This is a genomic window from Protofrankia symbiont of Coriaria ruscifolia, assembly GCF_900634745.1.
GTDB lineage: Bacteria > Actinomycetota > Actinomycetes > Frankiales > Frankiaceae > Protofrankia > Protofrankia californiensis.
This window is the reverse complement of the sequence record NZ_CAAAFR010000124.1, coordinates 1-12,587: the sequence shown is the minus strand read 5'-3', so window position 1 is coordinate 12,587 and position 12,587 is coordinate 1. Positions and strand designations below refer to the sequence as shown.

10 protein-coding genes and 3 pseudogenes are annotated in these 12,587 nt (G+C 67.6%); 9 read left to right on the top strand and 4 right to left on the bottom strand.

Going from position 1 to position 12,587, the window contains the following annotated elements:
• A partial coding sequence (locus CV1CTNOD_RS14715) for an IS256 family transposase (protein ID WP_131786664.1) occupies positions 1–1,052 on the top strand: 1,052 nt, incomplete at its 5' end.
• Here CV1CTNOD_RS14715 and CV1CTNOD_RS28385 read toward each other — a convergent pair.
• The 3 genes and pseudogenes from CV1CTNOD_RS28385 to CV1CTNOD_RS14700 form a co-directional block, all read right to left on the bottom strand.
• Positions 1,032–1,668: pseudogene (locus tag CV1CTNOD_RS28385) on the bottom strand (MsnO8 family LLM class oxidoreductase). The gene CV1CTNOD_RS14715 and the pseudogene CV1CTNOD_RS28385 sit on opposite strands and share 21 nt — an antisense overlap.
• 38 nt (positions 1,669–1,706) lie before the next feature.
• Positions 1,707–3,158: a DHA2 family efflux MFS transporter permease subunit gene (locus CV1CTNOD_RS14705; protein ID WP_131786663.1), complete on the bottom strand. Its 1,452-nt coding sequence runs from the start codon at positions 3,156–3,158 to the stop codon at positions 1,707–1,709.
• A gap of 61 nt (positions 3,159–3,219) precedes the next feature.
• Positions 3,220–3,648: a nuclear transport factor 2 family protein gene (locus CV1CTNOD_RS14700; protein WP_131786662.1), complete on the bottom strand. Its 429-nt coding sequence runs from the start codon at positions 3,646–3,648 to the stop codon at positions 3,220–3,222.
• A gap of 149 nt (positions 3,649–3,797) precedes the next feature.
• Between CV1CTNOD_RS14700 and CV1CTNOD_RS14695 the strand changes: the two genes are divergently transcribed.
• From CV1CTNOD_RS14695 to CV1CTNOD_RS14665, 7 genes and pseudogenes are all read left to right on the top strand, one after another.
• Positions 3,798–4,469, top strand: coding sequence for a TetR/AcrR family transcriptional regulator (locus CV1CTNOD_RS14695; protein WP_131786661.1), 672 nt, complete (start codon positions 3,798–3,800; stop codon positions 4,467–4,469).
• Positions 4,382–5,359, top strand: coding sequence for an IS30 family transposase (locus tag CV1CTNOD_RS14690; RefSeq protein ID WP_431607121.1), 978 nt, complete (start codon positions 4,382–4,384; stop codon positions 5,357–5,359). Before CV1CTNOD_RS14695 ends, CV1CTNOD_RS14690 begins: the two co-directional genes overlap by 88 nt.
• Positions 5,360–5,538: 179 nt before the next feature.
• Positions 5,539–6,231 (top strand): hypothetical protein, encoded by a 693-nt coding sequence (locus CV1CTNOD_RS14685; RefSeq protein ID WP_131786659.1) that lies wholly within the window; start codon positions 5,539–5,541, stop codon positions 6,229–6,231.
• A 203-nt stretch (positions 6,232–6,434) separates the two neighbouring features.
• Positions 6,435–6,776 (top strand): annotated as a pseudogene (locus CV1CTNOD_RS14680) (IS110 family transposase); the annotation flags it as partial.
• Positions 6,777–6,832: 56 nt separating this feature from the next.
• Entirely contained in the window at positions 6,833–7,744 is a 912-nt protein-coding gene (locus CV1CTNOD_RS14675; RefSeq protein WP_131786658.1) for a hypothetical protein, read from the top strand.
• Positions 7,745–8,022: 278 nt separating this feature from the next.
• Entirely contained in the window at positions 8,023–8,979 is a 957-nt protein-coding gene (locus CV1CTNOD_RS14670) for a DNA-processing protein DprA (protein WP_207386454.1), read from the top strand.
• 236 nt (positions 8,980–9,215) lie between these two features.
• Complete coding sequence (locus tag CV1CTNOD_RS14665) at positions 9,216–9,716, top strand: hypothetical protein (protein WP_207386453.1); 501 nt, start codon at positions 9,216–9,218, stop codon at positions 9,714–9,716.
• A 402-nt stretch (positions 9,717–10,118) separates the two neighbouring features.
• Here the strand turns inward: CV1CTNOD_RS14665 and CV1CTNOD_RS14660 are convergent.
• Positions 10,119–11,228, bottom strand: a pseudogene (locus CV1CTNOD_RS14660) (integrase core domain-containing protein).
• Between the two features lie 108 nt (positions 11,229–11,336).
• Here CV1CTNOD_RS14660 and CV1CTNOD_RS14655 point away from each other — a divergent pair.
• Positions 11,337–12,473, top strand: a complete 1,137-nt coding sequence (locus CV1CTNOD_RS14655; protein WP_131786655.1) for a Fic family protein — start codon at positions 11,337–11,339, stop codon at positions 12,471–12,473.
• Positions 12,474–12,587 lie beyond the last annotated feature (114 nt).

Sequence of the window (12,587 nt, the reverse complement as noted above, 5' to 3'; positions counted from 1 at the left end):
GGAGAGTAGCAAATAGTTGCTGGGAACGGCTCATTGATCTAGCGATTCCGAAGCTGCGGACCGGTTCGTGCTTCCCGGAATGGCTGCTGACGCGCCGCCGGCGGGCGGAACAGGCGTTGATCTCGGTGGTGGCGACGTCTTATCTGCTCGGGGTTTCCACGAGAAGAGTCGACAAGCTCGTCGAACAGCTCGGGGTGGCGCATATTTCGAAGTCGCAGGTGTCGGAGTTGGCGAAGCATCTCGACGGCCAGGTCGAGGCGTTCCGCTCGAGGCCGCTCGACGCCGGGCCGTACCGGTTCGTGCAGGCCGACGCGTTGACGATGAAGGTCCGTGAGGACGGCCGGGTCGTCAACGTCCACTGCCTGCTCGCGGTCGGAGTCAACGGTGACGGGCACCGGGAGATCCTCGGCCTCGACGTCGTGAGCAGCGAGGACGGGGCCGGCTGGCGGGCGTTCTTCCGCGGGCTGGTCGCCCGTGGCCTGTCCGGCGTCCGGCTGGTGACCTCGGATGCCCACCGCGGCCTGGTCGCGGCGATCGGGGCGATGCTGCCGGGCGCGTCGTGGCAAAGATGCCGGACGCATTACCTGCGGGATTTGTTGACGTTCACACCGAAGTCGTCGCAGCCGTGGGTCGCAACATTGGTCCGGACTATTTTTGATCAGGCTGACGCGAACGAGGTGGCCGTGCAGTTCGACCGGGTCGTTGACGCGCTCACCGAGAAACTACCCCGCGCCGCGCAGCATCTGGAAGAAGCGAAAGCGGACCTGCTCGCGTTCACCGGCTACCCGCGGGAGATCTGGCGGCAGATCTGCTCGTCGAACCCGCAGGAACGGCTGAACAAGGAGATCCGTCGACGCACGGACGTCGTGGGTATCTTCCCGGACCGTGGTGCCATCATACGTCTCGTCGGCGCGGTACTCGCCGAGCAACACGACGAGTGGATCGAAACCCACCGCTACTTCGGCCTGGAAATCCTCGCGAAAGTCGACACGGCGAACACGCCGTCCGACACACCCGAGATCAGCGTGACATCAGAAGCACTCACCGCATAAACTAAACCAAGGATCACGCGGAGTCACTCTCCGTACACCACGCCGCTGGACGTGACCCGCCGCGGTCAGCGCGCTGGAGACGCTGGACCCCAGTAGCCAGATCGGCGGGCGGTTCTCGGCGGCGGGCACGGCCTTCACTGGGCTGCCCAGGCGGCCGAAGCTCGGCCCGGCGAAGTAGCCGGTCAGCTCTGTCAGTTTCTGCTCGAAGTCGTCCTCGGGCGCCGCCCCGGCGCGCAGCAGGGCCGACGTGGCCGCGTCGGTTCCCGCCGAGCGGCCGAGCCCGAGGTCGATGCGCCCTGGATGGAGCGCCTCCAGGGTGCCGAACTGCTCGGCGATGAGTAGCGGTGGGTGGTTCGTGAGCAGCACGCCGCCGGAACCCACCCGCATCGAGGTGGTCGCGCGCGACGCTCCCGATCAGGACGGCCGGTGACGACGTGGCCAGGCGGTCCGAGTTGTGGTGTTCGGACAGCCAGTACCGGTGGTAGCCGAGCCGCTCGGCCTCCGGTGCCAGGCGCATCGTGTTGCGTAGCGCCTCGGTGGCCGTCGAGCCTGACCAGACCGGCGCCGTGTCGAGCACCGAAAAGGTGAGGTGGGAGAGATCTGCCGTAGCCGACATCGGGGGTGCTCCCATCACTGGTCGGTTCGAGAGGGGGACTATGGTCGGTGCGTCAGCGCGTCGTCCCGGGCGGGCCCGGCCCGCGCGGGTGCGGCGGGCCGTCGCGGCGGGATCAGTACGGTCGGCATGAGGGCGAGCGCGGCGATGCCCGCCGTCCACCACATGCTGTTCGCGAACGCGTCGGTCAGCGCGGAGATCGCCGCCGGCGTCCCGATCCTGGCCGCGTCCGCCGGTGTCCGGCTGCCGGGCAGGCCGGCCCGGATGTAGATCTGCAGCGTCACCGCGAGCGCCGCCGTGCCGACCGACGTCCCGAGCCGGGCCAGCACGTTCGCGGTCGTGCTGGCAGAGGGCACGTCGGAGCCGCTCAGCCGCTGGAACGCACCGGCCATCAGCGACGGGGTGATTAGTCCGTGCCCGAGGCCGACGACGAACAGCGCGCCGACGAGCAGGGCGACGTTCGTGCCGACCTGCAGCTGGGTGAAGATGGCCGTGCCGAGGACCACGGTCAGCAGGCCGCTGAGCGCGACGCCTCGGGGCCCCGCGCGGTCGGTCACCTTGCCCGCGATCGGAAGGGTGATGACCGCGTCCAGGCCGAGCGGGGCGATCAGCAGCCCGCTCGCCAGCGGGCTGCGGCCCTGCACCGTCTGGTAGTAGATCGGCAGCACGACCAGGAGCCCGAATACGGCCGCGCTGTAGACGAAGAGCGCGAGCACGCTGGTGGTGAACGCGCGGTCACGGAAGGCGGTGAGGTCGATCAGGGGCGTGCGCTGATCACGGGTCATCCGCAGCGCGCGGGCCGAGAACGCCGCGACGAGCGCGAGACCCGCGCCCCCGGCGACGAGCATGCGCAGGTTGTCGTCGCCCGCCTGCGACAGGCCGTACACCAGCGCGGCGAGCCCCGGCGACAGCAAGAGCAGCCCGACCGTGTCCAGGCTCTGGCCGGTCTCCCGGTCCTGGTCGGCCGGCAGCAGCCGGATGGCCAGGACCATGGCGAATGCTCCGACCGGGAGGTTGACCAGGAACATCCAGCGCCAGGACAGGCTGCCCACGAGCAGCCCGCCGAGCACCGGCCCGGCTACCGGCGCGAACATCGCGGGGACCGAGATCACGCTCATCATTCGGCCCATGCGCCGCGGGCCGGCCGCCCTGGCGAGCATCGCCTGCCCGACCGGCATCAGCAGTCCACCACCGATTCCCTGCAGGATCCGGAACCCGATGAGGGCCGCCACCGACCAGGCGAGGCCGCACAGGGCAGAGCCCGCGATGAACAGCGCCAGCGCCGTGATCCACATGGTCTTGGCACCGAAGCGGCGCACGGTCCAGCCCGTGAGCGGGATGCTCATCGACAACGCGAGCGTGTAGCCGGTGAGCGTCCACTGGACGGTTGACAGGGAGGTGGCGAAGTCGCGGGCGAGGGTGTTGACCGCGACGTTGACGATCGTGGTATCAAGGATCGTCATGATCGCGCCGGCGACGATCGCGCCGGCCATGCGTTTCAGCTCAGGTTCGATCGCGTGGCTTGGTGCCCGGCTGTCCACGACCGGCCATCTCTTACGCGGACGCGAGCAGCTGGGCGAACTGGTTGGGATTGAAGTAGCTGCGAGTCAGCAGGATCTGGCCGTCGCGGACGCGCAGGACGAGGAGGTTCGGGACGCGGAACGGCTCTCCGTTGGAGACCACCTTGCCGACCAGCTCGTACTCGGCGACGATCACCTCGGGGTCGGTCGTCTTCCATACGACGACGTTCTCGAAGCCGGTGTACTCCACCGGCGACGGCCCACCGCCCCCCGCGTTCATCATCTGGCGGATCGCCTCCCGCCCGTCCAGCCGGCTGGGGGCACCGGGTGGCGCGAACGGCAGCTCGTGCACGCCGTTCTCGGCGTAGAGGTCCACAGTCGCCGGGGCGTCGGTGAGGGTGAGCTCGTGCAGCTTGGCGAGAATCTCGCGCGGAGTCGCGGTTCCGGCGGCGGAACTGGGCATGCGTGTCTCCTCGGTGGGCTCGGGAGGGCTATTATCCGGGGTGGAAACCCCGGATCGAACTATACGGGGTGGGCACCCCGGTTGTATAGATGGTCGCGCCCTGACGTTCAGCCGCCTCCAGACAGTGACGTTCAGTGACGAGGAGCCCGATGGCCGCCGACGACACCGGTAGCGCTGATGCCCTCGTCGCGACGCCGCACGGCCGGCCGATGCGCGCCGACGCCCGGCGCAATCGGGCCAAGCTTCTGGAGGTGGCCCGGCAGGCGTTCGCCGCGGAGGGTCTCTCCGTGCCGGTCGACGAGATAGCGCGCCGGGCCGGCGTCGGCGCGGGCACGATGCACCGGAACTTCCCGACCAAGGAGTCGCTGTTCGAGGCGATCGTGGTGAGCCACGTCGAGACGCTGGTCGGGGAGGCCCAGGCGCTCGAGGAGGCCGCGGACCCCGGCGCCGCGTTCTTCGGTTTCTGCGCGGGGCTGGTCGAGCGCGGGATGGCGAACCGGGCGCTGGCTGAGGTCATGGCTGGCGTGGGGATCGACACCAAGGCCCGCGTCACCGCCGTGGCCGCGCAGCTCGACCGGGCGCTGGAACGGCTGGTCGAACGTGCCCAGGTGACCGGCGCAGTCCGGGCCGACGTCGGGATGGCCGAGGTGCGCGCGCTGCTGAACAGCATCCACGTCGCGGTCGAGCGCGAGAGCGGCGACAACCAGATGGCTCTGCGGATCATGACCGTCATCTGCGACGGCCTGCGCGTCACCGGCCGGCCGCTGGACCCACGCGACGGTCAGCCGCGGGATCACCGAGGGCTGCCCGCCGGCAGATAGCCGGCCACGGTCGCGGTCGCCGAGACCGCCGGAGCCCCGAACGGCGGAATCAAGCGGTCATGGCGCAGCGACGTGCCGAGGAACAGCGCAGTCGGCCGAAGGTCCGTAAACTCGCGGTGTGTCGCCGGCTGCACGACGCCGTCGTGGAGCGGCTCGCCGAGGACTATTCTCCCGAGCAGGTTTCCGAGCGGCTACGGAAGGATTTTCCGGACGATCCGGAGATGCGGGTGTCCCACGAGACGATCTACGAGACGTTGTTCGTGCAGGTGCGGGGCGAGCTGCGAACTCAGCTGACGATCGCGTTGCGGTCGGGGCGGACGGAACGCCGGCCGCGCGGGTCGACCCGACCGAAGCAGGCCTGGATCGCCGGCATGGTCAATATTTCCGAGCATCCGGCCGAGATCGCGGATCGGGCCGTGCCCGGGCACTGGGAGGGTGATTTGATCATTGGTAAGGGTGGGAAGAGCCAGATTCTGACCTTGGTCGAGCGGCAGACCCGGTTCGTGATGCTCTCCCGGGTGCCGTATGACCGTGGTGCGGACCGGGTCGCGATTCTGCTGTCTCAGCTGGTGCGCCGGCTTCCCGAGCAGTTGTTCCGGTCCATCACCTGGGATCAGGGTGTGGAAATGGCCGATCATGCCCGTTTCACCGTCGCGACCGGGATCCCGGTGTATTTCTGCGATCCTCATTCTCCGTGGCAGCGAGGAAGCAACGAGAACACCAATGGTCTGCTCCGTCAGTACTTCCGGAAGGGCACTGATCTGTCCGTCCATACACAGGCTGAACTCGATGCCGTCGCTGACCGTCTTAATCGTCGGCCTCGTCAGACGCTCGACTGGGATAAGCCTGTTGAACGGCTCAACAATCTGATACTATTTCAGGTAGCCTGATGCGCTGACTTCTTGAGACCGCCCCTGACCACCGGGCAGCTTGACGACGTCATCGCGCGCCTGCGAAGGGCCGCGCCAAGCCCCCGCACTGGCGCAACACCTGGCTATTCGCGGCGGGACGGCTGTTCGCCATCCCCCAGAGCCACCAGCACGACGCGATCGTCGACCTCGTGGAGTCCGTGGACGATGCTGCGGAAGATCGTCTCGCCGCGGCAGTGCCGGTCGGGCCCCGGCTCGCACTGGAGATCATCGAGGACGGTATGGTCCGCTCGCTCCCGAAATGGCGCGACCGGCTGATCACCCATGGTCTCCGGGTACTCGACGAGCAGCCCGCAGCGGACATCTCGACCATCACCCGCGGTTTGGTCCGCTTTGCCGACACAGGCGACGACCAGCGCAGTCTGGTCGCGGAGGCCCTGCGCGGCGCCCTCGGAGGCCACGCGATCAGCCGCGACACCGCGGCGAGGCTACAGGCACTGATCCCCTCCATCGCTCATGAAGTAGGCGCAGGCCACAACGTGCAAGGTCTGAGCCATGTGAGAAGGCGACCCGAGATCCCGCTGCCGCCCGACAAGGCCGGAAAGTGGGACGAGTTCGACGACGAGATCGCCACCCATCCGGTACCCAAGACCACGTTGGTCGTTCTGTCACGTGCTGCTGACCTCCTCCGCCAGATCGCGAAACAGGAAACGGCCGGTGAGGATGCCATCGAAGCGATCGTCATCGCGCTCGCCGACGCGGAGGCAGCCAAGGCACTGGCCTCGGCTCTGTCCCACGTGATTCAGCACGAGGCCGTGCTCATGCGCGTCCTGCGCGACGTTGTCCTGCCCACCGTGTACCGCAGGCCGGTTGGCATCAAGCTCCGTTCCTAACCGCGTGGTCGAACCACGGTGCGTTTCCGGCTTGTCGACTTCCCATCCAGGCGGGCAGAGGTTCGTGATCTGCTCGCCGTCGGCCCGAGCGCGGACAGGATGCGCTTCTCGAGCGGCACGACTCGGGCTTCGTCGTCGGCCGTGCCCTGTACGATGCCCGCGCAAAGGTCGATGTGGAACGGCGGCAGATCTACGATGGGCTTCGCGGCCAATGGGTGTCGGCGCTGGTCGCGGCGGGCTATCAGGTGATCGCGGTGAACCCGGTTCAGGCGGCCCGCTACCGGGAGCGGTACTCGACGTCCGGGGCGAAAAGCGACGCCGGCGACGCGCATGCGCTGGCGGACATGGTCCGCACCGACCATCACCAGTTGCGGCCGGTCGCCGGGGACAGTGACCTGGTCGAGGCGGTGAAGGTCACCGCCCGGGCGCACCAGACGCTGATCTGTGACCGCACGCGTCATGTCCAGCGGCTGCGCGCCGCGCTGGTCGAGTCGTTCCCGGCCGCGGTGGCCGTCTTCGACGACCTGGCCGGGGCCGACGCCCTGCACCAGCAGGCCTGACCCCACGCTGGTCGTCGCCGCGGGAGAACGACCCCGAGGCGTTGGACGTCACCGAGGCGTCCCTCGGCCGTGCCCTCGCACTGATCCGGCTCCTGGCGGACGAAGCCGGTGCCCGCGGCCACCGCGTCGACGTGAACAGGAAGACGCTCCACCCGAAGCCGTACCTGCAGGTCCGGTCGGTCCGCCGATACGTATCGCTGCACGAGGAGTATGACGACGTCCCTCACACGCCTACCGAGCAGGAACGCGAGCTGTCACGCAAACACTCCCAATGGCACCTGCCAGCGACCGACAAGATCGCATCTGGCCGACTGCGCCTGCGAATCGCCCGCGCCGGCCAGGGCAACCACGACAGCCAAGGTAACGACGACGGCTGGGCCGACAGCGACACCGCCCGGATCGAGGAACGCATTCCGGAGATCTTCCACGATGTCGAGGTGAGTGTCGCCGTCGACGAGCAGGAACGTCGCGCCGCGGCACGACGACGCGGGGAGTACCTGGCGGACCTGGCACGCGAGGAGGAGGAGGAGGAAGAACGACGCCAGTGGCAGGCCGCACGCGCCGAGGCCTGGCCGAAGGCCCTCGAGGCGGTCCGCAGGCGTACCTTCCGCGACGCCTACGACGCCTGGATCGCCGCCAGCGAGATCCGCGCCTTCGCCGACGCCCTCGAACGGGCAGCCCACCACGACACCGACCAGGTCCACGCTGACAACCGCGCCCGTTGGATCACCTGGGCCCGTGCCACCGCCGACCAGCTCGACCCGACCGCCTTGGCCGGCGTCGACTTCGACGCCCCGCCCACGCCCGATGACCTGCGGCTCTACCTTGACGGCTGGAGCCCCCACGAACCCGTCGAGGAAGTCCGCGGGGAACGCGACGACACGCGCCTCGTTGCTCTACGCCGCCAGACCGACACCTGGCACCACGGCATGCGCGGACACCTCCGCTCGTGACCGCACCACCGGCCAAGATCGTTCCATGCTGCGGTTCAGGGGGTCAGGGGCCCCTTACGCCGGAGTTCGAACGCTCCCCCTGACCCTGCGCGCCGGGTCAGGCTCCTCGTTGCGCGCGGGTCGCGCAACGAGCTGCCGCTCGGGCTGGCTTTTTTGGCGTGGTCGTCTGCTGGCTCCTCCATCGGTGAGACGGGTTCGTCAGGTAGGTGCGCGGCGGCCTCCGCACCCCGGAACTGTCGTCGGCTACTCGTAGAATCGCATGTATGTTCGATCGCATCATGAGGTGGCTACCCGCCCGCGGCGCTCACGTCCACTACGCTGACGGCGTGGCGGAGCCAGGCATCGAGGAGCGGGCAGAGCTCGTCGCGCTGCTTCGACAGCGGCCGCGCGGGCTCACCTGGCTCCAGCTCGCAGGTGCTGTCCTGGAGAACGGGAGTGCCACGGCGGCGCGGGCACAGCTTGCCGCTGAAAGCCTCTTCGGCGACGACGATCACGCCATGCTGCTCGACGAAGCGCGGGACGAGGTCCGTGGCTGGCATGCGGCCGGGCTGGAGTTCCTCTCGATCGTCGACGAGCGCTATCCGGCCCGCGTCCGCGACATCCACGAGGCACCTCCGTTTCTGTTTGCCCGCGGCCGCCTGCTTGTCAACGACAAGGCCGCCTCCGTCGTGGGTTCGCGCAAGGCGTCGGAGCGGGGCCTGAAGATGGCCAGGTCCATCGCTGACGCACTGGTTTCGATGGATCTCACTGTGGTTGCCGGTCTCGCGGCGGGGATCGACACAGCCGCTCACGAGACCACCCTTGCCCGCGGCGGACGCACCGTGGCCGTCATCGGTACTGGGATCAACAGGTGCTACCCAGCCGGCAACCGCAGGCTTCAGGAGCGCATCGCGAAGACGGGGCTGGTGCTGTCGCAGTTCTGGCCGGATGCGCCGCCTCAGCAGCACAACTTCCCGATGCGCAACGCGGTGATGTCCGGCTACGGCATCACCACGATTGTCGTTGAGGCGGGCGAACACAGCGGCGCTCGTATTCAGGCCCGGATGGCGGTGCACCACGGCCGGCCCGTGATCCTGACCGATCTCGTTGTCAACAGCACCGAGTGGGGCAGGGAACTCGTCGGTCGTCCCGACGTCTACGTCGTATCGTCGATCGCCGAGGTGAGGGCCGTGGTCGAACAGCTTGCCGAACGTCCGCGCCGACTGGAAGCGGTTCTCAGCCAGATCACCGTCTGATGGTCACCCGCTCGCCCGCTCTTGACGCACTCCGCGACCTCATCGGCAGCACGGGAAGCCTGTTCCTTCGCAATGCTCGATGGGTGCCCGGAGTTACGTGCAGCATCTGTACGGGGATTCCGAACCCGGGCTACCCCACCTGCTACAGGTGCGCTGAGCGAGCAGGTAGCGCCGGGTTGGCAGATCGCCTCGGATTCGTCACCTACGCGTGGCCGGGGGCGCAGTCGGGGCAGACGATGCACGCTTACAAGCGCGGTGGCGCCACGAGCTATCAGCTGGTCTCGTCTCTTCTGACCTACGCTGTGGTCGCGCGCTGGAACTGCATCGCGGACCGCGCCGGCACACACCCGGACGCCTGGGCCTACGTTCCGTCGCTGTCCGGCCGGCAGGGCACGCATCCGCTCGCACGGGTTGCTTTCCAGGTCATGGGCCGAGTCCCGCATGTGCCCGTGCGGGTGAGTGAGACGGTTGGTGATCCACGGTCGTTCAATCCAGCGCACTTCGTCGTGTCTCCTATCAGCCTCCGCCATGTGCTTCTGCTCGAGGACACCTGGGTCGGCGGAGGGCGTCTGCAGTCGGTGTCCGCCGCCCTCAAGGCAGCGGGTGTTCATCAGGTCACCGGGCTTTCGATGGCGCGATGGCTTGATCCCAACAGAGGGACGACGAAGCCTTTCGTCGAAGGTCTCGGGGAGAACTTCGATCCCAACGTCTGCCCGTACACGGGCGCACACTGCTGAAGAACGGACCGGCTCGTGGACTCGTCAGAAAGTCCCGGTAGGCGGATCTGGTTGATGAACCGGGAAAGTGCCGCACGCTGCCTAGTTCAGGCTGGGTGGGAGGGCGGAGGACACGGCGTTTACCGTCGGGTTTCTGGCTGAGCTGAGAGAATGAGCTCGGCGGAGAGGGTGACCGATGGTGGGGTAATGGTTCGAGTCGCCCCTCGGACACTTTCCTTCGTACATGATCGTTGATGGCTTGGCTTCGGCGATCACTCGGTGTCCTCCCGGTTCGTAGGTGAGTTGCAAGCCGAGCTGAGTGTAGATCTCCGCCTTGTCGGCTGGATCGTGTGGGACTCCAGAATCCGGGTCTCGGCCTGTGAGCTGGCCTTTTACGGTCGACGTGATCGTCTGTGGGAGTGGTCAGGCGGCGTTGCGGTACTCGTTGATCAGCCCGCCGAGGATGCGTGTGCGTCGGACGGTGGATCCCGGCGTCGGGGTGACGGCGGGTGGTGTCGCGTCGGGTGGGTGTTGGTCGAGGGCGCGGTGGGGCCGGTGGGTGTTGACATGTTCGGCGTAGCTGGTGAGGACCGTCGTCAGGTGCCGTTCGGAGACGATCAACAGTCTGTCGGTGCATTCCCGGCGGGCGGTGCCGACCCAGCGTTCCGCGATCGCGTTCGCCTTCGGGCACTGTGGCGATGTGCGCACCACGTCGATACCGGCTCCGGTGAAGGCGGCGTCGAACGAAGCCGTGAACTTCGTGTCGCGGTCACGGATGAGGAACCAGAACCGGTGGCCGTGCTCCTCGAGATCCATCAGCAGGTTCCTGGCCCGTTGGGTGACCCAGGCTGCGGTCGGATGCTTCGTGACCCCGAGGACATGGACGTGGCGGGTGGCGTGTTCGACGACGAAGAACACGTAGATCCGCCGCAGGAACACGGTGTCGACGGTGAAGAAATCGCAGGCCAGCAGACCGGAGGCCTGCGCGGACAGGAACACCCGCCAGGAGCCCTCTGCCCGCCGCGGTGCAGGATCGATGCCGGCACGGCGCAGGATCCGCCAGACGGTGGCGACCCCGACCGGGTAGCCCAGCCCGATCAGTTCTCCCTGGATCCGGCGGTGGCCCCAGGTCGGGTTCTCGCGGGCGAGGCACAGGACCAGCTCGCGGATCTCCCGGCGGACCGGCGGCCGACCGGGGGTCTTGCGCGGGTAGGTCCATTTTCGTGCGAGGAGCTCACGGTGCCAGCGCAACACGGTCGCCGGGGTGACGAAAAACGAACCCTACTGGGCCCGGGGGAGTCGCCGGGACAGGGCTGCGAGGATCACTCGATCCGCCGGCTCCAACGCCGGACGATTCACCTGCCGTCGCAGTACCGCCACCTGGTGCCGCAGGACGAGGAGTTCCACCTCGTTCGCCGTGTCCCCGCGCACGCGGAGCAGCATCAGCCCGAGAGCGTTCCGCGTCAGGGCGTAGAGCAGCGACCACATCATGACCATCCAGCCTGCCCGACACAGACCCCGTCCGGCAGGCAAACGCCCAGGTCACCCGCCCGAATCGGGATTCCGGAGCCCCACACGGTCAGCAACCGATGCCGGAGCGGGAGGCTTGACGTTATGACTGCGTCAATCTATCGTCGATGCATGATCTACCTTACTCCCGCTCTCCGACCTACCGACGATCAGGTGCTCGGCGAGATCGACGGCATGCGGGAGGCGCTGCGGCACCAGATCCAGACCACGCCATCGAAATGGACTGAGGGGCTCCGAAAGTTCCTGACCGCTGATGCCGTCGCAGCCTCGAACTCCATCGAGGGCTTCAAGGTATCCACAACCGACGTCGAGGACCTGATGGATGGCGAGCGAGATGTCGAGGTCTCGGACGAGAACCGCGAGGAGACCCTCGCCTATCAGCGGATGATGACATATATCCAGACGCTCCACGATGCCGAGGACTTCAGCTACAGCAAAGGCCTGTTCAACGCTCTGCACTGGATGTTGCAAGGCCACCGTCACACAGTGCGCAAGCCGGCCGGACAGTGGCGCAGGGGCCCCGTATACGTCACAGACGCCCGCGACCCCAGCATCGCGGCCTATACAGCCCCGGACGCCGATGTCGTCCCGGCGCTGATGAAGGAACTCATCGACTGGCTCAACGCCGACAACGGCACCCATCTGCTGGTGCGAGCAGCTATGGCGCATCTGCACCTTGTCTCCATCCACCCCTGGGCCGACGGGAACGGCCGGATGTCCCGTTCGCTGCAGACGCTCATGATCGCACGCGAAGGCGTCCTCGCCCCAGAGTTCTCGTCCATCGAGGCATGGCTCGGCCGCCCTGGCAATACCTGGGAGTACTACCGCGAACTCGCCGACCGGGGCCCGAAGTACCTTCCCGACCAGGACGTCTCCAGCTGGATCCGCTTCAACCTGACCGCCTACCATCAGCAGGCCCAGACCGTTCAAGGCCGACTCGACCGCTCCGGGCGGGTATGGGGCGCACTCTCCGAATTCGCCGAGAGCACCGGTCTGGACGAGCGAGTGGTCACTGCCCTGCACGACGTGGCCATGGCTGGACGCGTCCGCCGCTCACGCTACGAGCACGCCGAGGGCCTGAGCTTGCAACAGGCGCAACGAGATCTCCGCGACCTCACCACCGCCCAGGTCCTGGAACCGGTCGGTCGAACCCGGGCCCGCTACTACACGGCAGGCCCCCGCTTCCCTCGGCCGGCACTTGACATCGCGCGCACGCCCATGATCTTGAGGAATCCATACACCAGCTGACGAGAACCGCCACATATGTCGAGACGCCGAGGCGGATACCGAGTGTCGCGACGTTACCGAGGCAGAACGGGTCTGTTGTATCCGCAGAATCCTTGGCCAGGCATGGTGGATGGA

Coding starts and splice junctions, on each gene's coding strand:
- CV1CTNOD_RS14705 (WP_131786663.1), bottom strand. CDS start 3,158: ATGGCCGGCGCGATCGTCGCCGGCGCGATCATGACGATCCTTGATACC.
- CV1CTNOD_RS14700 (WP_131786662.1), bottom strand. CDS start 3,648: ATGCCCAGTTCCGCCGCCGGAACCGCGACTCCGCGCGAGATTCTCGCC.
- CV1CTNOD_RS14695 (WP_131786661.1), top strand. CDS start 3,798: ATGGCCGCCGACGACACCGGTAGCGCTGATGCCCTCGTCGCGACGCCG.
- CV1CTNOD_RS14670 (WP_207386454.1), top strand. CDS start 8,023: ATGAGGTGGCTACCCGCCCGCGGCGCTCACGTCCACTACGCTGACGGC.
- CV1CTNOD_RS14665 (WP_207386453.1), top strand. CDS start 9,216: ATGCACGCTTACAAGCGCGGTGGCGCCACGAGCTATCAGCTGGTCTCG.
- CV1CTNOD_RS14655 (WP_131786655.1), top strand. CDS start 11,337: ATGATCTACCTTACTCCCGCTCTCCGACCTACCGACGATCAGGTGCTC.